Source organism: Pseudomonas sp. GW821-FHT07B01, assembly GCF_059419065.1.
Map to the genome: position 1 here is coordinate 74,061 of NZ_JBWKRA010000015.1, position 20,691 is coordinate 94,751.

Sequence of the window (20,691 nt, forward strand, 5' to 3'; positions counted from 1 at the left end):
CGCGCTCCATCTCTACTGAGCCCGCCCCTTATATTGGAGAAATCACATGCCTTCGTTCGACGTGGTATCTGAACTGGACAAACACGAAGTCACCAACGCCGTCGAGAACGCCGTCAAGGAACTGGACCGTCGCTATGACTTGAAAGGCAAGGGCAGCTTCGAATTCAAGGAAAAGGAACTGACCGTCAACCTGACCGCTGAAGCCGATTTCCAGCTGGAAGCGATGATCGAGATCCTCAAGCTGGCCCTGGTCAAGCGCAAGATCGACGTGCAGTGCCTGGAGGTCAAGGACGCCTACGCCTCAGGTAAACTGATGAAGCAGGAAGCCGTGCTCAAGGAAGGCATCGACAAAGAGCTGGCCAAGAAGATCGTGGCGCATATCAAGGACGCCAAGCTCAAAGTCCAGGCCGCCATCCAGGGCGAGCAGGTTCGCGTCACCGGCAAGAAGCGTGATGACCTGCAAGAGGCTATCGCGGCCCTGCGCGCCAAGACATTTGACATGCCGCTGCAGTTCAATAACTTCCGCGACTGATGGCACTTTGGGGAACCTGTGGGCACTTTTGACGTCCCACGCCCCAGCATCAGTGCCTACAATTGAGCCCTTCGGGGCTCAATTGCGTTTTCAGGCAGTCAATACAGCCTTATCGCCGCACAACAGGAGAAAGTAGATGGATTTGAACGCTGAAATGGATCACCTGATCAAGACCTCCCAGTCTTGGCTCCCCATGATCATGGAATACGGCAGCCGCGTATTGCTGGCGTTGGTCACCCTGGCCATCGGCTGGTGGCTGATCAACGTCTTGACTCACCGCGTGGGCCGTCTGCTGGCCATGCGTAACGCAGACTTGGCACTGCAACACTTCATCACCAGCCTTGCGAACATCGCGCTCAAAGTCATGCTGGTGGTCAACGTGGCCTCGATGATCGGTGTGGCCACCACCTCGTTCGTTGCGGCGATCGGTGCCGCTACCCTGGCTATCGGCCTGGCCTTGCAAGGCAGCCTGGCGAACTTTGCCGGCGGCGTGTTGATTCTGTTGTTCCGCCCGTTCCGTATCGGTGACTGGATCGAAGCCCAGGGTACCTCGGGTACCGTCGACAGCATCCAGATCTTCCACACGGTGCTGCGCACCGGCGACAACAAGACGGTGATCATTCCCAACGGCAGCCTGTCCAACGGCCTTATCACCAACACCAACCGCCAGCCGACCCGCAAGGTTGTGTTTGACGTGGGTGTGGACTATGAGGCGGACCTGCAGAAGGCCCGTGAAGTGCTGCTGGCTTTGGCTGAAGACCCGCGTGTACTGAAGGACCCTGCCGCCGTGGCGGTGGTGTCGACCTTGGGCGACAGTTCCATCACCGTCTCCCTGCGTTGCTGGACCAACACCCCGGATTATTGGGACGTGATGTTTATGCTCAATGAACTGGCGCGTGACCGTTTGAAAGCGGCCGGGATTGATATTCCTTTTCCGCAACGGGTTATTCGGGTGATGCAGGAAAGTGCGCCGAAGTAACTTGGCGTGATGCTATCGAAGTTGGCCGAAAGGTCAGCTTTGAAAAACTAGTTACTTAGCTTGCTAGTTGTTTTGCTGGTTGAAATAAAACTGCAATAAAAAAGCCGCTCCCTGTTTAAACAGAGGAGCGGCTTTTTGTTTAAGGCCGAGGCCTCAAGTCATCGTTGTAATTGAACCGGCAATTACAAGATGTTCAGCGGGTAGTTGGCGATCAGACGCAGCTCGTCGATCGACGGCGAACCGTAGTACACGCCATCACCGGAACGGTAAGTCGCTTGACGCAGACGCAGGCTCAGGTCTTTCGCCGGGCCGCTCTGGATCACGTACTTGGCTTCGATGTCGCGTTCCCACTCTTTGCCATTCGAGGTGGTGCCCGTATTGGCGCCGCTACCGGTTACATAACGGGTCATGAAGCTCAGGCCCGGAATGCCGAAGGTTGCCATGTTGATGTCATAACGCGCCTGGTAGGACTTTTCGCCTTCGGCGTTGAAGTCGGAACGGGCGATAGAGTTGGCCAGGAACACAGTGCCGCCGCCGTCTACGCCGTAACCGTAGTCGCCGTCACCGGTGACTTTCTGCGCTGCCAGGGTGAAGGTGTGAGCACCGATGGTGTACGCGCCCTGCAAGCTGAAGGCGCGGTTGTCGAGCTTGGTCACGCCATCTTTCTCTGCGCGTTGCAGGCCGGCGCCGTCGCTCTTGGTGTCGTAGATGTTGAAGTCCAGGGCGAACGACTGATCATCGCTCAGGGCGTGGGTCCAGTTCAGGTTGCTGTAGTACTTGCGGAAGTAATCTTCGGTTTTCGCGTAGTACAGGCTGCCGGTGACTTCTGGAGTGAAGGCATACACGCCACCGACAAAGTCGGTTTTGGTCAGGCCCAGGCTGTCGTGGTAGGTCTGGTTCTGCGCGACGCTGGAAGTGAAGTGACCGCCTTCAAGCTTCAGGCCCTTGATTTCGTTGCTGGTGATGGAGATACCTTGCGGCAGCTCTGGCAGCAGGCGGCTGTCGTCGGAGGCAAACACTGGGGCTGTGGTGTATTGGTCACCGACTTTCAGCACAGTGTTGGAGATGCGGAACTTCACCGCGCCGCCGCCTTTGGAATAGTCATCTTGCGAGCGACCGTCGGAACCGGTTGGGAACAGGCCGGTGCCGGCGCGGCCCTTGCCGCTGTCGAGCTTGACGCCCATCAGGCCGATCACGTCCACACCGACACCAATGGTGCCCTGGGTGAAGCCAGACTCGTAGAGGGCATTGAAGCCCAGGCCGGTTTCTTCAGCACGGCTTTTGGAGCCTGGGCCCGACGGGTTGTTACGGAAGTCACGGCTGAAGTACAGCGCGCGAGTATTGATGCTGAACGTGCTGTCTTCAACAAAGCCCTTGGAATCGTCCTGGGCGGACGCCATTGCGAACTGCGAGGTGCCTGCTGAAACAGCCAGGGCGATCATGCTCCACTTCATCACGCGCATCGTGATTTGCTCCTTTGGTTTTAGGAAGAGTACTGCCGTCCCACCTGTATTTTTATCTGGGCGGCTCTTTCTTTTTGTGTCGGCGCAAAGTTAGCTCACGCAGACCCTATTGACGATACTTACTCAATTATCCTTTCAGCTTCTTTACGAGGCTGTCGTAAATCGCTAGATCCATGTCGCAAATTCACAGCCTGAAATGTATCCAGGCTGACAACTTCAATGCTGTTTTCAGACTTCTTTCAAAGTTTGAACGCATCCCTGATACACATTGAAACGCCACTGTTTTTATCGCGAAACACCTGTGTCCAAACGGGTGTCGTTGCCGACGATATGGGGGTGAATGCAACAAGCGTGCTCAAACCACTTACCGAATGTCATTTTTTCGTGAAAAGTGTGATGAACCTGTAAAAACCGCATAAGCACGGGGGTTTTACGCCATTTGGGTTGGGCTTGACGCCAGGGTGTTACCCCGGTTCGGTGGTACCTGAATCCTGTACCTGGGTAAAACGTTACCGGTTGACCCTTATCAGTGGGTAATCGGCGGATCCCTTTGAGGCACAGGTGGGTTATTTTGGTGCATCCCGTTGAGGCCCGGCCTAGCGTTGCTCACCTGGGCTATTGCCTCTAAAGGGTGCATTTTTTTGCCTGGATGCCTCAAGGCCGCCAGCATTGCCCGTGAAGCCTTGGGCATTCGAAGGTATGCTGGGCACCTGTTACCGACCTGCCGAACGGAGTGCCACGTGTTCGCCTTAGATCAACGCCTGCAACAAGATACCTTGGCCATTGGGGACTTCCCGCTCTGTCGCCTGCTGCTGTCCAATGACGCCAATTACCCTTGGTTCGTCCTGGTGCCGCGCATCGAAGGTATCAGCGAAGTGTTTCAACTGGATGTCGCAGATCAACAAACCTTGTGGCAAGAAACGACGGCCCTGGCGCAGCTGCTTAACGAGGGGCTGGCGGCCGACAAGATGAACATCGGCGCGTTGGGTAATGTGGTCAGCCAGTTGCATGTGCATGTGATTGTGCGCAAGCGCGATGACGCCGCCTGGCCAGCCCCCGTGTGGGGCAAGCACCCGGCCCGGCCCTACACCGAAGAGCAGGTGGTCGCGATTCGCAGCCGATTGCGCGAGCTATTGCCTGCCGACTTCATCTTTACCCAGGACTGAACCATGGACCTGCAAGAACGCGTCACCGACCTGGAAAGCCGCCTGGCCTTCCAGGACGACACCATTGAAACCCTCAATGACATCCTGGTCACCCAGCAGCGGGCTGTCGAACGCCTGCAATTGCAAATGACTGCACTGCTCAAGCGCCAGGAAGAAATGGGCGGGCAGTTCGAGTCATCCGAAGAAGAAGCGCCGCCGCCACACTATTGAGTGCGCAAGCAATAAAAAACCGCGACCCAGCCAAGGCTGGATCGCGGTTTTTTTGCTGCGAGGGCTGGGATCAGCGACGCGGCAGGGCAGCGATGACGTCTTCGGCTTGCAGGCCCTTGTCACGGTTCATCACCGAGAACTCTACGCGCTGGCCTTCGACCAGGACGCGATGGCCTTCGCCACGAATGGCTCGGAAGTGGACGAAGATATCGTCGCCCGAGTCGCGGGAAATGAAGCCGAAGCCCTTGGAGGTGTTGAACCACTTGACGGTCCCGGTATCCCGGTTGGTCATGTCATAGTTTTGCGACGCGGCCGCTGGAGACGAGCGGTAGAAGCTGATGGCCAGGTGAAGAACGATGGCGACCACAGCGATCACCAGGCTGAGCAGGATGGCCGGATGGCCCCCGACTTCAGGCATGGGCGCCAGGAGGGTGAGGGTTTGTACGACAACAGTCAGCACCAGCAGCGCACTGACCAAGTTTTGCAGTTGATGACGCGTGCCTTTGTTCCAGTAAGGGATTACCGGTGCGAGCGTCAGGTTAAGAAGGCCGAACAAGGCCAGGTACAGGGCGTCGTGTTGTTCCAGGTACGGCAGGCTTTCAGGCTGCAGGCTCGGAATAAAGGACAGCAGCAAGGCTGCAACGCCCGTTAGCAGGTGGACGATTTTCAACATTTTGGTTAACTCACGTTAAGACGGATCACAAGGAAGAGCTGACTGGCACGGTTCGCTTCTGAACAATGGGAGGCGTTGAGCACGTGCGCGGGTATCAGCCTATGTGACGTGCCGCAGGAATAAACGGCAGCCACACCGCGTCTATTTAACAGCAAAGGCTGTGCCTACTCAAATCAAGCATTTCGGGGTGTTGCCACGGCCACGGCATTTCCGCGTCAAACGCTTGTCCTAGACAGGTGCGGGATTTTTCAGTGGCGGCCAAGACCCTTCCTACAGGTAAACAGGCTTGCCAAGTCAGATCCCGCAGGCGGTGCGGGGCGATTTGCCGCATGCCGCCCGAGTGTGTCGGGCTGCACGTGGCGCACTCTCTTGCTAGAGTGGAGCTGCACCTGATCAATGAATGCTCGTCAATTGAAGGGGAAACACATGGCAATCGATATTGGTATCAGTGAAGAAGACCGTAAATCCATCGTCGACGGACTTTCCCGCCTGCTCTCCGATACCTATGTTCTGTATCTGAAGACCCACAATTTCCATTGGAACGTCACAGGCCCCATGTTTCGTACGCTGCACCTGATGTTCGAAGAGCAGTACAACGAGCTGGCGCTGGCAGTGGACTCCATTGCCGAGCGTATCCGTGCCCTGGGCTTCCCGGCGCCGGGTGCCTATTCGATTTACGCCCGCCTGTCCTCCATCAAGGAAGAAGAGGGTGTGCCGAGCGCCGAAGAGATGATCAAGCAGTTGGTGGCCGGTCAGGAAGCGGTCACGCGTACCGCGCGAGGCATCTTCCCATTGCTCGACAAAGTCAGTGATGAGCCGACGGCGGACCTCTTGACCCAGCGTATGCAGGTTCATGAGAAAACCGCGTGGATGCTGCGCTCCCTGCTTGAAAACCAGTAACTGTCGAACCCAGGCGGCGCCTTTTCGGCGCCGCCTGCTGGTTTCCCTGCGCTTCCTGGCGTTGTCCTACAACTAACAACTCCCCGTCTTCTGGCTGCCCTGCGCTGGCTGCTGTTTTATAGGCCATCGTCCAATGGGAGAAGCCCATTGGCTGCTGTTTGGCAATGGAGTGTCAGGTGTATGTCACGTGGAGTGGGTAAGGGAATGATGGAAGCCTGTGGTTTTCACAAGATAAAGGTCGACCCTTTTACCAAGGGTTTTGATATGGAGCTGGCCAAGCCACTGTCCCGTTCGGTCAGGCTCAATGGGTTTTCTACCTGCCTGCGGCTTGAGCAGATCTATTGGAATATCCTGACGGAAATCGCCAGGCTCAATACCTGTTCGGTCAGTGCGCTGTTGTCCTATGTCGATCGGGAAGTGCATTTGCGTTATGGAGGCGTGAAGAACTTCAGTGGGCTGGTGAGGGTGGTGTGCGTGGTTCACGTCCTCAAAGGTCGGGGCGCCCTCACTTCCGGGGATACGCTCGCGCAGTAGTCCGATGGCCGGCCCTTCAGCCCGACGGGCCGGGTCCTGGGCACAAAGCCGGCTGCGCTGTGTTGATTTACCAGATATAATCCCGCGCTTTGCTGCGCATGCCGGGCTTTATGCACAGGGCAGGGCGTGGCGCTGTAACGATCTGATCGCCGAGACATCTCCATGCCCATGTACGACTATCAATGCGCTTCCTGTGGTCATCAGTTGGAAGCCATTCAGAAGATCAGCGCCGCGCCGCTGGTCGATTGCCCTGCCTGCCAGGCACCTGAGTTGAAGAAGATGTTGTCCATGCCGGGCTTCCGCCTGAGCGGCAGCGGCTGGTACGAGACTGATTTCAAGACCGGTGCCAAGAAGAACCTGGCCGGCGGCGACAAAGCAGACTGAGTTGAACTCTACGCGCAGGCTCCTGCATTATCCGTCCCCTGCTTTAATGTACGGTGACGAGGCGGGCCTGCCACCGAATTTCGAATTACGAGAAGTGAAACCACGACCATGATGCGCAGCCACTATTGCGGCCAACTGAACGAGACCCTGGAAGGTCAGGAAATCACCCTTTGCGGATGGGTTCACCGTCGCCGCGACCACGGCGGGGTGATCTTCCTCGATATCCGTGACCGTGATGGTCTGGCCCAGGTAGTGTTCGACCCGGACCGCGCCGAAAGCTTCGCCGCCGCCGACCGCGTGCGCAGCGAATACGTAGTGAAGATCACTGGCAAGGTACGCCTGCGTCCGGCCGGTGCCGTGAACAAGAACATGGCGTCCGGCGGCATCGAAGTGCTGGGCTATGAGCTGGAAGTGCTGAACGAGTCGGAAACCCCGCCGTTCCCGCTCAACGAATACTCTGATGTTGGCGAAGAAACCCGCCTGCGCTACCGCTTCCTGGACCTGCGTCGTCCGGAAATGGCCGAGAAGCTGCGCCTGCGCTCGCGCATGACCACCAGCATCCGCCGCTTCCTGGATGAAAACGGCTTCCTCGACGTCGAAACCCCGATCCTCACCCGGGCCACCCCGGAAGGCGCGCGTGACTACCTGGTACCGAGCCGTACCCACGCGGGCAGCTTCTTCGCCTTGCCGCAATCGCCACAGCTGTTCAAGCAACTGCTGATGGTGGCCGGTTTCGACCGCTACTACCAGATCGCCAAGTGCTTCCGTGACGAAGACCTGCGCGCTGACCGCCAGCCGGAATTCACCCAGATCGACATCGAGACCAGCTTCCTCGATGAAAAAGAGATCATGGGCCTGACCGAGCAGATGATCCGCAACCTGTTCAAGGAAGTGCTGGACCTGGAGTTCGGCGAATTCCCGCACATGACCTTCGAAGAAGCCATGCGCCGCTACGGTTCCGACAAGCCAGACCTGCGTAACCCGCTGGAACTGGTGGACGTGGCCGACCAGCTCAAGGACGTTGACTTCAAGGTGTTCAGCGGCCCGGCCAACGACCCGAAATGCCGCATCGCCGCCCTGCGTGTGCCTGGCGGCGCGAGCATGCCGCGCAAGCAGATCGACGACTACACCAAGTTCGTCGGCATCTACGGTGCCAAGGGCCTGGCGTACATCAAGGTCAACGAGCGCGCCAACGGTGTCGACGGCCTGCAATCGCCGATCGTGAAAAACATCCCTGAAGCCAACCTGAACACGATCCTTGATCGCGTCGGTGCGGTTGACGGCGACATCGTATTCTTCGGCGCCGACAAGGCCAAGATCGTCAGCGAGGCCCTGGGCGCGCTGCGGATCAAGCTCGGTCACGACCTGAACCTGCTGACCTGCGAATGGGCACCGATGTGGGTTGTGGACTTCCCGATGTTCGAAGAGAACGACGACGGCAGCTTCAGCGCCTTGCACCACCCGTTCACCGCGCCTAAGTGCTCCCCGCAAGAGCTGGAAGCCAACCCTGCAGGCGCGCTATCCCGTGCCTACGACATGGTGTTGAACGGTACTGAACTGGGTGGCGGTTCGATCCGTATCCACCGCAAAGAGATGCAACAAGCGGTATTCCGCCTGCTGGGCATCAACGAAGCGGAACAGGAAGAGAAATTCGGCTTCCTGCTCGACGCCCTGAAATACGGCGCGCCGCCGCACGGTGGCCTGGCGTTCGGCCTGGACCGTCTGGTGATGCTGATGACCGGCGCCCAGTCGATCCGTGAAGTGATCGCCTTCCCGAAAACCCAGAGCGCTGCGGACGTCATGACCCAGGCTCCGGGGGTGGTGGATGCCAAGGCCCTGCGCGAGCTGCACATCCGCCTGCGCGAGACGCCGAAGGCTGAGTAAGGCTGCAGCGTGAAAGCGCGATAAGGTTGTACGCAGTCAAAAAGGCGCATCTTCGGATGCGCCTTTGCGTTTAAAAGAGGGAAATCTCGCCTGGGGCGAGATTGATAAGGTTTCTAGAGAATTCGGAGTTGTGTTATGGCTGGCCATTCCAAGTGGGCGAACATCAAGCACCGCAAAGAGCGTCAGGATGCCAAGAAAGGCAAAATCTTCACCAAGTGGATTCGCGAACTAACCGTCGCGGCCCGCCAGGGTGGCGGTGACCCGGGCTCCAACCCGCGTCTGCGCCTGGCGCTGGACAAGGCGCTGGGCGCCAACATGAGCCGCGACATCATCGACCGCGCCGTGGCCCGTGGTGCTGGTGCGGCCGACACCGACGATATGGTCGAGCTGACCTATGAAGGCTACGGCCCGGGCGGCGTGGCGGTGATGGTCGAATGCATGACCGACAACCGCAACCGTACCGCGGCAGCCGTACGTCATGCGTTCAGCAAGTGCGGCGGCAACCTCGGCACGGATGGTTCGGTGGCCTACCTGTTCGAGCGCAAGGGGCAGATCACCTTCGCACCGGGCACCGATGAAGACGCGCTGATGGAAGCCGCAATGGAAGCGGATGCCGATGACGTCGTGACCAACGAAGACGGCTCCATCGATGTGTTCACCTCGTTTGCCAGCTTCTACGCCGTGCGTAACGCCTTGGAAGCCGCTGGTTTCAACGGCACCGACGCGGAAATCGTGATGCTGCCGACCACCAGTGCCGAACTGGACCTGGACGGTGCCCAGAAGGTGCTGAAGCTGCTGGACATGCTTGAAGATCTGGATGACGTGCAGAATGTGTATTCGAATGCCGACATCCCTGAGTCTGTGGCCGAACAGCTCGCTTAAGAACGATGAATATCCGCTGTGGGAGCTGGCTTGCCTGCGATAGCATCACCTCGATTTGACAGAAGCACCGAGGTGCCCGCATTGCAGGCAAGCCAGCTCCCACAGGGGGTTCTATGCTGTTACACAAATGTGTGCCTGGCACATACCGTTGTAAATCCAACCCGCAGGCGTTATGACTTTAATCCTAGGTATCGACCCCGGTTCGCGCATCACCGGTTTTGGCGTGGTGCAGCAGACCCCACGCGGCTGTGTGTACGTCGCCTCGGGCTGCATCCGCACTGGCGCAGGGGAATTGGCCGAGCGGCTGCAGATCGTCTATCGCGGCGTACGTGAAGTCATCCAGACCTACGGCCCGGTCACCATGGGCATCGAAAAAGTCTTCATGGCCAAGAATGCCGACTCGGCGTTGAAGCTTGGCCAAGCCCGTGGCGCCGCCATCGTGGCGGTTGCCGAGGAGGGCATGGAGATCGCTGAATACACCGCGACCCAGGTCAAGCAGGCCGTGGTCGGCACCGGTGGCGCCAACAAGGAGCAGGTGCAGATGATGGTCATGCACATGCTCAAGCTCACTTCAAAGCCACAGATCGACGCCTCGGATGCCCTGGCCATCGCCATTTGCCATGCCCATACCCGCTCCAGCCTGTTGCCTCACGGCTTGGGCGCAGCACGTAGTCGTGGCGGGCGCCTGCGTCTCTGATAGCATCAGCGCAATCGTTATTTTTGCGGTCAGGCTCCGATCTGACCCCCCAGCTTTAAGGATCTGAACCGTGATTGGACGCTTGCGCGGCACCCTGGCTGAGAAACAGCCGCCGCACCTGATTCTGGATGTGAATGGGTTGGGTTATGAGCTGGAAGTGCCCATGACCACCCTGTATCGCCTGCCGTCGGTCGGCGAGCCGATAACCTTGCACACTCATTTAGTGGTGCGCGAAGACGCGCAACTACTCTATGGTTTCATCGGCAAGCGTGACCGCGATTTCTTCCGCGAGCTGATTCGTCTCAATGGCGTGGGGCCCAAATTGGCCCTGGCCTTGATGTCGAGCCTGGAAGTGGATGAGTTGGTGCGTGCTGTATCGGCCCAGGATACCTCGGCCCTGACCAAGGTGCCGGGCGTCGGCAAGAAAACTGCCGAGCGCTTGCTGGTCGAGCTCAAGGACCGCTTCAAAGCCTGGGAGGTGGTACCGAGCATGTTCGCCCTGGTACCGAACCAGCCGGATATGCCGGCGGCCCAGGTCGCCAGCGCGGAAAGCGATGCGGTCAATGCGCTGATCTCCCTGGGCTACAAGCCTCAGGAAGCCAGCAAGGCCGTATCGGCCATCAAGGACAAGAACCTGAGCGCTGAAGACATGATTCGCCGTGCCTTGAAGGGAATGATTTAAGTGATTGAAGCCGATCGTCTGATCGCGGCCACCGGCCCGCGTGACCGTGAAGAAGTCCAGGACCGGGCCATCCGCCCGTTGAGCCTGGCCGAATACATCGGCCAGCCCACCGTGCGCGAGCAGATGGAGCTGTTTATCCAGGCCGCTCGCGGGCGCAGTGAGTCCCTGGACCACACCCTGATCTTCGGCCCGCCGGGTTTGGGCAAGACCACCCTGGCCAATATCATCGCCCAGGAAATGGGCGTGTCGATCAAGTCCACCTCCGGCCCCGTGCTGGAGCGTCCTGGAGACCTGGCGGCGCTGCTGACCAATCTTGAACCCCATGACGTACTGTTTATCGACGAGATCCATCGGTTATCACCGATTGTCGAGGAAGTGCTGTACCCGGCCATGGAGGACTTTCAGCTCGACATCATGATTGGCGAAGGCCCTGCGGCCCGCTCGATCAAGCTCGACCTGCCGCCATTCACCCTAGTGGGCGCGACCACCCGTGCGGGCATGCTGACCAACCCGCTGCGAGACCGTTTCGGCATTGTTCAACGTCTAGAGTTCTATAGCACCGCCGATCTGGCGACCATTGTCAGCCGGTCGGCGAGCATCCTCGGCTTGCCCCTGGACCCGGAAGGCGCCTTTGAAATCGCTCGACGCGCTCGCGGTACGCCACGAATTGCCAACCGTTTGCTGCGCCGCGTGCGAGACTTTGCCGAGGTGCGTGCCAAGGGCCATATCACCAAGGCCGTGGCGGACCTTGCCTTGAACCTGCTGGATGTGGACGAACATGGTTTTGATCACCAGGATCGACGCCTACTTTTGACCATGATCGAGAAATTCGACGGTGGCCCGGTGGGCGTGGACAGCCTGGCCGCAGCCATCAGTGAAGAGCGCCATACCATTGAGGATGTGCTGGAACCGTACCTGATTCAGCAGGGCTACATCATGCGAACCCCGCGGGGCAGGGTGGTGACGCGTCATGCTTACCTGCACTTTGGGCTAAACATTCCGTCACGATTGGGAGAGATGCCCGTGGTAGACGAATTCCTCGATGCGGTAGACGATTAAAAAGCTTACGCCGGACGATTTATCTGAGCTTTGTGCTGTCCCAGTGTCTGGCGTCGTCATTTGAGTCACTGCAAAAGCGTTCAGGAATGAAAAAACAGTTGCCCAGCCAATTGGCAACCTGAGGAGTAAGCACTAGAGTATGCGCGCGCAAAACGGGGATCAGTCGTTCGCACATCGCTGTCGCGTTTATTACGAGGACACCGATGCCGGCGGCATCGTTTATTACGTCAATTACCTGAAATTCATGGAACGGGCTCGAACCGAGCGGCTGCGGGAGTTGGGTTTTGCCCAGTCCGAGCTGGTAGGCGAGGACCTGTTATTCGTCGTGCATTCCAGCGAGGCGCGGTATTACGCGCCGGCGCGACTGGACGATGAGTTGCTGGTCAGTGCTGAAGTCATCGAATTGAACCGTGCCAGCCTGCGTTTCAAACAGCAGGTCAGGCGGGCCACGGATGCAACGCTGCTCTGTGAGGGGCAGTTCCTGGTGGCGTGTGTGCGCACCAATAGCTTGAAACCTCGGGCCATTCCCGAAACTCTACGCGCGGCCTTTGCCGCCGTGAGCGGCGCGGGTCAACAATCAAAGCAGGAGATTTAGCGTGGAACCTACCGTCGTCGACCATTCCTCCATGTGGAGCCTGGTCAGTAATGCCAGTGTCGTGGTTCAACTGGTCATGCTGACACTGGTAGCCGCATCGGTTACCTCTTGGGTCATGATTTTTCAGCGCAGCAACATGTTGCGCGCCGGTCGACGTGCCCTGGAGAGCTTTGAAGAGCGCTTCTGGTCGGGTATCGACCTGTCCAAACTGTACCGCCAGGCCGGCAGCAACCCGGACCCGGATTCGGGCGTCGAGCAGATCTTCCGTGCCGGCTTCAAGGAGTTCTCGCGCCTGCGCCAGCAGCCGGGTGTCGATCCTGAAGCGGTGATGGAAGGTGTGGCCCGTGCCATGCGCGTGGCCATCTCCCGCGAAGAAGAGAAACTTGAGCAGGGCCTGCCGTTCCTCGCCACCGTCGGTTCCGTCAGCCCGTATATCGGCCTGTTCGGTACCGTATGGGGGATCATGAACTCCTTCCGCGGCCTGGCCCAGGCGCAGCAAGCCACGCTGGCCACCGTGGCCCCGGGTATTGCCGAAGCCCTGATCGCCACCGCGATCGGCCTGTTCGCCGCTATCCCCGCAGTAATCGCCTATAACCGTTTTGCCGCAACCAGCGAAACCTTGATCGGCCGTTACTACACCTTCGCCGATGAATTCCAGGCGATCCTGCACCGTAAAGTGCACACCAGCGAAGAATAAGCAGGTAATTCCCAATGGCTTTAATCGCTCGAGCTCGCAAAAAGCGCAAGCCGGTCGCCGAGATGAACGTAGTGCCTTACATCGACGTGATGCTGGTGCTGCTGGTGATCTTCATGGTGACCGCGCCGATGCTCAACCAGGGCGTGAAGGTTGATCTGCCCAAGGTTTCCAGTGAAGCCTTGCCGCAGGACAACAACACTCAGGTCCTGACCATTTCGATCAAGGCTGACAAGACCTATTACTGGAACCTTGGCAGCGAAGTCGACACGCAAAAGCAGCAGGACAAGGCCCTGACCTTGCCTGCCATGACCGATGCGGTGACCAAGATCATTCGCTCCGGCAACGAAGGCGGCAAGCACACCCAGGTGTTTATCCGGGGTGACAAATCGGTCGACTACGGCTCCGTCATGGGCGCCATGGGCGGGCTGCAGAAGGCCGGCGTCGGTAACGTTGGCTTGATTACCGAGGCGCCCTGATGCAGCAACAGCGAGAGCCGTCCGCCTCGGAAAGCTACTTCTGGCCTGGCGTGTGGGCAATTGCCCTGCACGTCCTGGTGTTCGGCATGCTGTTCGTCAGCTTTGCCATGACCCCGGACCTGCCGCCAGCCAAGCCGATCGTGCAGGCGACCCTGTATCAGCTGAAATCGAAAAGTCAGGCCACCACCCAGACCAATCAGAAGATTGCGGGTGAGGCCCAGAAGTCGGCCGCGCGCCAGACTGAAGTCGAGCAGATGGAACAGAAGAAGGTCGAGCAGGAAGCGGTGAAGGCTGCTGCGGAACAAAAGAAAGAAGAGGCGGCTCAAAAGGCCGAGGAATCGAAAAAGGCTGACGAAGCCAAGAAGGCCGACGAGGCGAAAAAGGCTGATGAAGCCAAGAAAGCCGAGAAAGCTGCCGAAGCGAAAAAGGCCGAAGAGAAACAATTGGCTGATATAGCCAAGAAGAAATCGGAAGAAGAAGCCAAGAAGGCTGCCGAAGAAGAGGCCAAGAAAAAGGCCGCTGAAGAAGCCAAGAAAAAGATAGTCGAAGACGCGAAGAAGAAAGCCGCCGAAGACGCCAAGAAAAAAGCTGAAGCAGACGAGGCGAAGAAGAAAGTCGCCGACGAAGCGAAGAAGAAAGCTGCCGCCGACGCCTCCAAGAAAAAGGCACAGGAAGCAGCACGCAAATCCGCCGAAGAGAAAAAGGCCCAGGCCCTGGCAGATTTGCTTTCCGACACGCCGCAGCGTCAGCAAGCCTTGGCCGATGAGCGTGGCGATGAAGTCGCGGGCAGTTTCGACGACCTGATTCGGGCGCGGGCAGCGGAAGGTTGGACACGTCCACCTTCGGCACGTAAAGGCATGACAGTAGTGCTGCAGATCGGCATGTTGCCGGACGGTACGGTGACTTCGGTCAGCGTGGCCAAGTCCAGTGGTGACGGTTCGTTCGACAGTTCGGCGGTTGCCGCGGTCAAGAATATTGGCCGGTTGACCGAGATGCAGGGAATGAAACCAAGTGACTTCGCTCCCTATCGTTCATTCAAGATGACATTCACACCTGAGGATCTAGCCTTGTGAGAAACCTTCTTCGAGGAATGCTTGTCGTTATTTGCTGTATGGCAGGGATAGCGGCGGCGGATGAAAAGAACATCCTGGTAACCAGCGGCAGTGATCGGGCCACCCCGATTGCAGTCGTGCCGTTCGGTTGGCAGGGCGGCAGCGTGCTGCCGGACGACATGGCCCAGATCGTCAGCGACGACCTGCGTAACTCCGGTTACTACGCGCCGATTCCAAAAGGCAACATGATCAGCCAGCCAACCCAGGCCAGCGAAGTCATCTTCCGTGACTGGAAGGCCGTCGGTGCCCAGTACCTGATGGTCGGCAGCATCACGCCGGCCGGCGGTCGCCTGCAGATCCAGTACACGTTGTTCAACGTGGCCACCGAGCAGCAGGTGTTGACCGGCAGCGTATCGGGTACCGCCGAGCAACTGCGCGACATGGCCCACTACATCTCGGACCAGTCGTTTGAGAAACTCACCGGTATCAAAGGGGCGTTCTCGACGCGCCTGTTGTACGTCACCGCTGAGCGCTTCTCGGTAGACAACACCCGCTACACCCTGCAGCGCTCGGACTACGACGGTGCACGTGCAGTGACCTTGCTGCAGTCCCGTGAGCCAATCCTGTCGCCGCGCTTCGCGCCGGATGGCAAGCGTATTGCCTACGTATCGTTCGAACAGCGTCGTCCGCGCATCTTTGTGCAGCACATCGATACTGGCCGTCGTGAGCAGATCACCAACTTCGAAGGCCTCAATGGTGCGCCAGCCTGGTCGCCGGATGGTTCGCGCCTGGCTTTCGTGCTGTCCAAGGACGGCAACCCGGATATCTACGTGATGAACATGGCCTCGCGTCAACTCTCGCGTGTGACCAGCGGCCCGGGCATCAACACCGAACCGTTCTGGGGCAAGGATGGCTCGACCATCTACTTCACCTCCGACCGTGGCGGCAAGCCTCAGGTCTACAAGGCAAATGTGAACGGCGGCGGTGCGGAACGTGTGACCTTTATTGGTAACTACAACGCCAACCCCAAGCTTTCGGCCGATGAAAAGACGTTGGTGATGATTCACCGTCAGGATGGTTTCACTAATTTCCGGGTTGCGGCCCAGGATTTGCAGCGCGGAACCGTAAAAATCCTTACAGATACCAACCTTGATGAGTCAGCCACTGTTGCGCCCAACGGCACCATGGTAATCTACGCCACCCGCCAGCAGGGCCGGGGAGTCTTGATGCTCGTGTCCATCAATGGACGCGTAAGGCTCCCACTTCCTACCGCACAAGGCGAAGTCAGAGAACCATCCTGGTCCCCTTACCTGAACTGACGCGGCGCTACAAAAAGAAGTACTTAACACACTGGGGTTCATTAGGAGTTTCACGATGGAAATGCTGAAGTTTGGTAAGTTTGCTGCTCTGGCTCTGGCTCTGTCCGTAGCCGTTGGTTGCTCCTCTAAAGGCGGCGACAATGCCGGTGAAGGCGCAGCTGTTGATCCAAACGCTGGTTACGGCGCCAACACTGGTGCGGTCGACGGCTCCCTGAGCGAAGAAGCTGCTCTGCGCGCTATCACCACTTTCTACTTCGAATACGACAGTTCGGACCTGAAGCCAGAAGCCATGCGCGCTCTGGACGTTCACGCCAAGGACCTGAAAGCTAACGGCGCTCGCGTTGTTCTGGAAGGTAACACTGACGCCCGTGGTACTCGTGAGTACAACATGGCACTGGGCGAGCGTCGTGCGAAAGCCGTTCAGCGCTACCTGGTACTGCAAGGTGTTGCTCCAGGCCAGCTGGAACTGGTTTCCTACGGTAAAGAGCGTCCAGTTGCAACTGGCAACGACGAACAGTCGTGGGCTCAGAACCGTCGCGTCGAACTGCGTAAGTAATTCGTCATGCGAACGTGCCGTCGTGCTCTAACTGTATTGGCTCTCAGCTTCGCACCGCTTGCGGTGTGGGCTGCGGTTCCTGTAACGGATAGCAACTCAGGCTATAACAATAGCGGGAGCAGTTATCCGCCAGCAGGTTATGGCACGAACGGCGCCTATGCGGGGGGAGCGGCTACGTCCGCTCCCTCGGCACAGGGCGAACTGTTCAACCAGCTGCAACGCATGCAGGATCAATTGGCCCAGCAACAAGGCGCCATTGAAGTTCTGCAGAACCAAGTGAACCAGCTGAAGCAAGAAGGCCTGGAGCGTTACCAGGATCTTGACCGTCGTATTGGAGCCGGTGTTGCACCTGCCGCTACTCCTGATAATTCTTCTACCGGTGGCGCACCCAGTGCCGCTGCCGGTGGCGCAGCAGCGGGGGCCGCCGCGGCTGCCCCTGCTGCCAGCAGCGAGCCGGGTGATCCAGCGAAGGAAAAACTGTATTACGATGCAGCCTTCGACCTGATCAAGGCCAAGGACTTCGATAAAGCCAGCCAGGCTTTTACCGCTTTCCTGCGCAAATACCCTAACAGCCAATACGCGGGCAATGCCCAGTACTGGTTGGGTGAGGTCAACCTGGCAAAGGGTGATTTGCAGGGCGCGGGCCAGGCTTTTGCCAAGGTCAGCCAGCTGTACCCCAAGCACGCCAAGGTGCCGGATTCGCTGTACAAACTCGCTGATGTAGAACGCCGCCTGGGTCATACCGACAAGGTCAAAGGCATTCTGCAGCAGGTGGTTGCCCAGTACCCGGGTACCTCCGCGGCTCAGTTGGCCCAACGGGACCTGCAACGCTTGTAAGCAGTGCAGCCCGTTCAGAAGAAACCCGCGCTTGTCGCGGGTTTTTTCGTTAGAATCCACGCCCTTTTATGAAACACGCTTCCTGGGGTTGACGCGTTGGCGCAATCCCTTGAAGTGCCTGACGGAGGCGGACAGCCTGTTTAGCTGTTACGCCCGTGGCGACTATGCAAGACACATTACGTATTACCGAAGTCTTTTACTCGTTGCAGGGTGAAACGCGCACTGCTGGCCTGCCCACTGTCTTTGTACGGTTGACCGGCTGCCCATTGCGCTGCCAATACTGCGACAGCGCCTACGCCTTCAGCGGCGGTACCGTACGCACCCTCGACGACATCCTGGAACAGGTTGCCGGCTACCGGCCGCGCTACGTCTGCGTGACGGGCGGTGAGCCATTGGCGCAACCCAATGCCATCCCATTGCTCAAGCGGCTGTGTGACGCCGGCTACGAGGTCTCACTGGAAACCAGCGGCGCCCTGGACATCTCTGCGGTCGACCCGCGTGTCAGCCGAGTAGTCGACCTCAAGACCCCGGACTCCAAGGAAGCCCACCGCAACCGCTACGAGAACATCGACTTGCTGACGGCCAACGATCAGGTCAAGTTCGTCATCTGTTCTCGCGACGATTACGACTGGGCCACCTCCAAGCTGATCCAGTATGGCCTGGAGCGTCGTGCGGGCGAGGTGCTGTTCTCGCCCAGCCATCACGACCTGAACGCCCGGGAGCTGGCCGACTGGATAGTGGCCGACAACCTGCCGGTACGCCTGCAATTGCAGCTGCACAAGTACCTGTGGAACGACGAGCCAGGGCGCTGATCAGGCGGCTGCGAGAGGCGTTCTACCCACCGAATTACCGTTCAAATGCGTTTTTTCTGATTTATTTAAAATAAGGTGTTGAATAATCCTTAGAAATCAGTATTATACGCGCCACCACACAGCGGGTCGTTAGCTCAGTTGGTAGAGCAGTTGGCTTTTAACCAATTGGTCGTAGGTTCGAATCCCACACGACCCACCATTTTTGGCGGTTTAGAAAATCCGGAAGGCCCACGCAAGTGAGGATTTCCGGGTTTTTTTTTGCCTGTCATTTGGCAGGTCCGAGTCGTCCCTTGCCCAGACTCCGTCGCCGTCCAAAAAGCATTCCTTAAATTCAATATTCATACGCAGACCGGCGCGGACCGAAGAGCCCGGTCGTTCGTATGCGCCTTCATGTGTATCAAACCGGATACCGCTGGTCGGAAACTAACCCGGAACTTCAAACGAAATTCTTTCCTGTTTTTTTAATTTTTTCTTATGTGTCAGATGTTTACGAATTTTTTAAGAAATTTCCTAAAATGCAGTCGGTTTATTGGCGTGAAGAGCGGACGATGTTAGTTTGCCACCCTTCGTAAATTCGATGGATCGAACATGTCTTCCCAACTGCCACGGACTCGGTATTCACTGAGTATTGCCCTGCTTGCCTGCCTCGTTTCCCACAGCGTGATGGCGGCAACCCTCCCGGGTGATCAGGACCTGATCCGCGAGCGGCAAAACCGCCTTTTGGAAGACCAGCAGCGGCGCCTGGAACAGCTCAAAGAGCTGCCCGGTAAAGAGGCCAGGCCCGAAGCACCGGCGGCCCCGGTGGACAGCCGTTGTTTCCCGATCCGAACCATTGAACTGCAGGGTGCCGAGCACCTGCCTGCCACTGAACGCGGGCGGTTGCTCAAGCCGTACACCGGTCAATGCCTGGGCGTCTCACAACTCAACGCCCTGCTCAAAGACCTCACCGACTTCTACATCGACAAAGGCCTAGTCACCAGCCGCGCTTACTTGCCCCAGCAAGATATGTCCAAGGGGCACCTGCAAGTGCTGGTGGTGGAAGGCAAACTCGAAGGCTTGAAGGGCGCCGACACCAGCAAGCTGTCGGACCGCGAACTGGCCATGGCCTTCCCCGGCAAAAGCGGCGAGATATTGAACCTGCGAGAAATCGAACAGGCCGTCGACCAGCTCAACCGTTTGCCATCCAACCAAGCCCAAATGGAACTGACCCCAGGCGATGCCGTGGGCGGCAGTTCGGTGCTGGTCAAAAACAACCCGCAGAAGCCATGGCGCGCCAGCCTTTCACGTAACAACGATGGCCAGAAAAGCACCGGCGAACAGCAGTGGGGCACCGGCTTTGAGTGGGACAGCCCGCTGGGCCTGGCCGATCAGCTGATTCTGCGTGGCGGCCATGACGCGGTCAGCGACCATCAGAAAACCTCCAAGAATGCGATGCTCTACTACAACGTGCCCTGGGGCTGGTGGAACTTCAGCTACAGCTACAACCAGAGCGACTACCGTTCGGTCGTCCAGGGCGACGGTTTCGACTTCAAGCAAACCGGTGACAGTGAAAACCATCAGTTACGCGCTGAGCGGGTGATCCACCGTGATGCCGTGAGCAAGACGTCGCTCAACGTCGGCTTGTCCCACCTGCGCACCAACAACTACATCGATAGCAGCCGCCTCAAAGAGAGCAGCAACCGCCTCAGTGAACTGCAGTTGGGCATCAACCATGGTCGTCGTATCGGCAGTGCGTTCGTCAACGTCGATGTGGGCATGCAAAACGGCACCGGCGCCTTCGACGCCCAAGGCAATCACAACCCCCTGCCTGGCGTGCCGGATGCGCGCTACCGCAAATACACCGCCACCGTCAGCTACCTGCAACCCTTCACGCTGTGGGGCGAGTCGTTCAGTTTCACCAGCCTGGCCACCGGCCAACGCAGCGAAGACGTGCTGTTCAGCCCCCAGCGCATGAGCCTCGGTGGCTCGGCGTCGGTACGCGGCTACAAGGATCAGCAACTGACCGGCGACAGCGGCGGTTACTGGCGCAATGACCTGCGCTGGAGCCGCCCGGTGACCCTCGGTTGGCTGCGCCCGGTGTTCGGCGAGTACGGTGCCAGCGTGGGCTACGACCAGGGCGTGATCCGCAATGGTCGCTACAACGGCGAGGTGCACGGCCGCGTCTCGAGCAACTCCCTTGAGCTGTTCGCCCGCGGCCAGCACGTGAGCACCAGCGTGACCTTCGCCCACTCCTTGGAACGACCGGCCGCGCTGCTTGAGCGCGAGGCACCGATCTACTTCCGCATGGATTTCTTCCTGTAAT

Annotated in this window: 23 protein-coding genes and 1 tRNA gene; 22 read left to right on the forward strand and 2 right to left on the reverse strand. The window is 58.4% G+C overall.

Annotated features, from left to right (window positions below):
- The first annotated feature begins 46 nt into the window (after positions 1-46).
- Positions 47-532 carry a YajQ family cyclic di-GMP-binding protein gene (locus tag AC07S6_RS17705; RefSeq protein WP_003193880.1) on the forward strand — a complete coding sequence of 162 codons (486 nt, stop codon included), beginning with the start codon at positions 47-49 and terminating at the stop codon, positions 530-532.
- Between the two features lie 136 nt (positions 533-668).
- Positions 669-1,511 carry a mechanosensitive ion channel family protein gene (locus AC07S6_RS17710; protein ID WP_014719720.1) on the forward strand — a complete coding sequence of 281 codons (843 nt, stop codon included), beginning with the start codon at positions 669-671 and terminating at the stop codon, positions 1,509-1,511.
- Positions 1,512-1,693: 182 nt separating this feature from the next.
- Here the strand turns inward: AC07S6_RS17710 and AC07S6_RS17715 are convergent, their stop codons facing one another.
- Positions 1,694-2,974, reverse strand: coding sequence for an OprD family porin (locus AC07S6_RS17715; protein ID WP_034128586.1), 1,281 nt, complete (start codon positions 2,972-2,974; stop codon positions 1,694-1,696).
- A gap of 740 nt (positions 2,975-3,714) precedes the next feature.
- Here AC07S6_RS17715 and AC07S6_RS17720 point away from each other — a divergent pair.
- Both AC07S6_RS17720 and AC07S6_RS17725 read left to right on the forward strand, forming a co-directional pair.
- A complete protein-coding gene (locus AC07S6_RS17720; protein ID WP_495112700.1) occupies positions 3,715-4,140 on the forward strand; it encodes an HIT domain-containing protein in 426 nt (141 codons plus the stop codon).
- Between the two features lie 3 nt (positions 4,141-4,143).
- Positions 4,144-4,350, forward strand: a complete 207-nt coding sequence (locus tag AC07S6_RS17725; protein WP_005790924.1) for a SlyX family protein — start codon at positions 4,144-4,146, stop codon at positions 4,348-4,350.
- A gap of 70 nt (positions 4,351-4,420) precedes the next feature.
- Here AC07S6_RS17725 and AC07S6_RS17730 read toward each other — a convergent pair whose 3' ends face one another.
- Complete coding sequence (locus AC07S6_RS17730; RefSeq protein WP_003193875.1) at positions 4,421-5,023, reverse strand: cold-shock protein; 603 nt, start codon at positions 5,021-5,023, stop codon at positions 4,421-4,423.
- Positions 5,024-5,449: 426 nt separating this feature from the next.
- On the opposite strand from AC07S6_RS17730, the gene AC07S6_RS17735 reads away from it, so the two are divergent.
- From AC07S6_RS17735 to AC07S6_RS17820, 18 genes are all read left to right on the forward strand, one after another.
- A complete protein-coding gene (locus tag AC07S6_RS17735; protein ID WP_003193874.1) occupies positions 5,450-5,923 on the forward strand; it encodes a Dps family protein in 474 nt (157 codons plus the stop codon).
- A gap of 180 nt (positions 5,924-6,103) precedes the next feature.
- A complete protein-coding gene (locus AC07S6_RS17740) occupies positions 6,104-6,457 on the forward strand; it encodes a ribbon-helix-helix domain-containing protein (RefSeq protein WP_197882523.1) in 354 nt (117 codons plus the stop codon).
- A gap of 162 nt (positions 6,458-6,619) precedes the next feature.
- Complete coding sequence (locus tag AC07S6_RS17745; RefSeq protein WP_003193872.1) at positions 6,620-6,841, forward strand: FmdB family zinc ribbon protein; 222 nt, start codon at positions 6,620-6,622, stop codon at positions 6,839-6,841.
- A 108-nt stretch (positions 6,842-6,949) separates the two neighbouring features.
- Complete coding sequence (gene aspS, locus AC07S6_RS17750) at positions 6,950-8,725, forward strand: aspartate--tRNA ligase (RefSeq protein ID WP_005790914.1); 1,776 nt, start codon at positions 6,950-6,952, stop codon at positions 8,723-8,725.
- A gap of 135 nt (positions 8,726-8,860) precedes the next feature.
- Positions 8,861-9,607: a YebC/PmpR family DNA-binding transcriptional regulator gene (locus AC07S6_RS17755; protein WP_105228200.1), complete on the forward strand. Its 747-nt coding sequence runs from the start codon at positions 8,861-8,863 to the stop codon at positions 9,605-9,607.
- Between the two features lie 172 nt (positions 9,608-9,779).
- Entirely contained in the window at positions 9,780-10,304 is a 525-nt protein-coding gene (ruvC, locus tag AC07S6_RS17760; RefSeq protein WP_495112701.1) for a crossover junction endodeoxyribonuclease RuvC, read from the forward strand.
- 70 nt (positions 10,305-10,374) lie between these two features.
- Positions 10,375-10,986 (forward strand): Holliday junction branch migration protein RuvA, encoded by a 612-nt coding sequence (ruvA, locus tag AC07S6_RS17765; protein WP_003193868.1) that lies wholly within the window; start codon positions 10,375-10,377, stop codon positions 10,984-10,986.
- Positions 10,987-12,045: a Holliday junction branch migration DNA helicase RuvB gene (gene ruvB / locus AC07S6_RS17770; protein WP_003193867.1), complete on the forward strand. Its 1,059-nt coding sequence runs from the start codon at positions 10,987-10,989 to the stop codon at positions 12,043-12,045.
- A gap of 139 nt (positions 12,046-12,184) precedes the next feature.
- Positions 12,185-12,640, forward strand: a complete 456-nt coding sequence (gene ybgC, locus AC07S6_RS17775) for a tol-pal system-associated acyl-CoA thioesterase (RefSeq protein ID WP_014719714.1) — start codon at positions 12,185-12,187, stop codon at positions 12,638-12,640.
- A gap of 1 nt (position 12,641) precedes the next feature.
- Positions 12,642-13,337 carry a protein TolQ gene (tolQ, locus tag AC07S6_RS17780; RefSeq protein ID WP_003193865.1) on the forward strand — a complete coding sequence of 232 codons (696 nt, stop codon included), beginning with the start codon at positions 12,642-12,644 and terminating at the stop codon, positions 13,335-13,337.
- Between the two features lie 23 nt (positions 13,338-13,360).
- On the forward strand, positions 13,361-13,813 hold the full coding sequence (gene tolR, locus AC07S6_RS17785) for a protein TolR (protein WP_161793227.1): 453 nt from the start codon (positions 13,361-13,363) through the stop codon (positions 13,811-13,813).
- Positions 13,813-14,886: a cell envelope integrity protein TolA gene (tolA, locus tag AC07S6_RS17790; protein WP_003193863.1), complete on the forward strand. Its 1,074-nt coding sequence runs from the start codon at positions 13,813-13,815 to the stop codon at positions 14,884-14,886. Before tolR ends, tolA begins: the two co-directional genes overlap by 1 nt.
- 17 nt (positions 14,887-14,903) lie before the next feature.
- Complete coding sequence (gene tolB / locus AC07S6_RS17795; RefSeq protein ID WP_032874245.1) at positions 14,904-16,184, forward strand: Tol-Pal system beta propeller repeat protein TolB; 1,281 nt, start codon at positions 14,904-14,906, stop codon at positions 16,182-16,184.
- Positions 16,185-16,239: 55 nt separating this feature from the next.
- Positions 16,240-16,740 (forward strand): peptidoglycan-associated lipoprotein Pal, encoded by a 501-nt coding sequence (gene pal, locus AC07S6_RS17800; RefSeq protein ID WP_003193861.1) that lies wholly within the window; start codon positions 16,240-16,242, stop codon positions 16,738-16,740.
- Positions 16,741-16,746: 6 nt separating this feature from the next.
- On the forward strand, positions 16,747-17,577 hold the full coding sequence (gene ybgF, locus AC07S6_RS17805; RefSeq protein ID WP_054898000.1) for a tol-pal system protein YbgF: 831 nt from the start codon (positions 16,747-16,749) through the stop codon (positions 17,575-17,577).
- A 164-nt stretch (positions 17,578-17,741) separates the two neighbouring features.
- Positions 17,742-18,389 carry a 7-carboxy-7-deazaguanine synthase QueE gene (queE, locus tag AC07S6_RS17810; RefSeq protein WP_495112702.1) on the forward strand — a complete coding sequence of 216 codons (648 nt, stop codon included), beginning with the start codon at positions 17,742-17,744 and terminating at the stop codon, positions 18,387-18,389.
- A 123-nt stretch (positions 18,390-18,512) separates the two neighbouring features.
- Positions 18,513-18,588: transfer RNA gene (locus AC07S6_RS17815), tRNA-Lys, on the forward strand.
- A 389-nt stretch (positions 18,589-18,977) separates the two neighbouring features.
- The gene (locus AC07S6_RS17820; RefSeq protein ID WP_495112703.1) at positions 18,978-20,690 is read left to right on the forward strand and encodes a ShlB/FhaC/HecB family hemolysin secretion/activation protein; all 1,713 of its coding nucleotides are present in this window, start codon (positions 18,978-18,980) and stop codon (positions 20,688-20,690) included.
- Position 20,691 lies beyond the last annotated feature (1 nt).

Coding starts and splice junctions, on each gene's coding strand:
- AC07S6_RS17705 (WP_003193880.1), top strand. CDS start 47: ATGCCTTCGTTCGACGTGGTATCTGAACTGGACAAACACGAAGTCACC.
- AC07S6_RS17710 (WP_014719720.1), top strand. CDS start 669: ATGGATTTGAACGCTGAAATGGATCACCTGATCAAGACCTCCCAGTCT.
- AC07S6_RS17715 (WP_034128586.1), bottom strand. CDS start 2,974: ATGCGCGTGATGAAGTGGAGCATGATCGCCCTGGCTGTTTCAGCAGGC.
- AC07S6_RS17725 (WP_005790924.1), top strand. CDS start 4,144: ATGGACCTGCAAGAACGCGTCACCGACCTGGAAAGCCGCCTGGCCTTC.
- AC07S6_RS17730 (WP_003193875.1), bottom strand. CDS start 5,023: ATGTTGAAAATCGTCCACCTGCTAACGGGCGTTGCAGCCTTGCTGCTG.
- AC07S6_RS17735 (WP_003193874.1), top strand. CDS start 5,450: ATGGCAATCGATATTGGTATCAGTGAAGAAGACCGTAAATCCATCGTC.
- AC07S6_RS17740 (WP_197882523.1), top strand. CDS start 6,104: ATGTCACGTGGAGTGGGTAAGGGAATGATGGAAGCCTGTGGTTTTCAC.
- AC07S6_RS17745 (WP_003193872.1), top strand. CDS start 6,620: ATGCCCATGTACGACTATCAATGCGCTTCCTGTGGTCATCAGTTGGAA.
- aspS (WP_005790914.1), top strand. CDS start 6,950: ATGATGCGCAGCCACTATTGCGGCCAACTGAACGAGACCCTGGAAGGT.
- AC07S6_RS17755 (WP_105228200.1), top strand. CDS start 8,861: ATGGCTGGCCATTCCAAGTGGGCGAACATCAAGCACCGCAAAGAGCGT.
- ruvC (WP_495112701.1), top strand. CDS start 9,780: ATGACTTTAATCCTAGGTATCGACCCCGGTTCGCGCATCACCGGTTTT.
- ybgC (WP_014719714.1), top strand. CDS start 12,185: ATGCGCGCGCAAAACGGGGATCAGTCGTTCGCACATCGCTGTCGCGTT.
- tolA (WP_003193863.1), top strand. CDS start 13,813: ATGCAGCAACAGCGAGAGCCGTCCGCCTCGGAAAGCTACTTCTGGCCT.
- tolB (WP_032874245.1), top strand. CDS start 14,904: ATGCTTGTCGTTATTTGCTGTATGGCAGGGATAGCGGCGGCGGATGAA.
- pal (WP_003193861.1), top strand. CDS start 16,240: ATGGAAATGCTGAAGTTTGGTAAGTTTGCTGCTCTGGCTCTGGCTCTG.
- ybgF (WP_054898000.1), top strand. CDS start 16,747: ATGCGAACGTGCCGTCGTGCTCTAACTGTATTGGCTCTCAGCTTCGCA.
- queE (WP_495112702.1), top strand. CDS start 17,742: ATGCAAGACACATTACGTATTACCGAAGTCTTTTACTCGTTGCAGGGT.
- AC07S6_RS17820 (WP_495112703.1), top strand. CDS start 18,978: ATGTCTTCCCAACTGCCACGGACTCGGTATTCACTGAGTATTGCCCTG.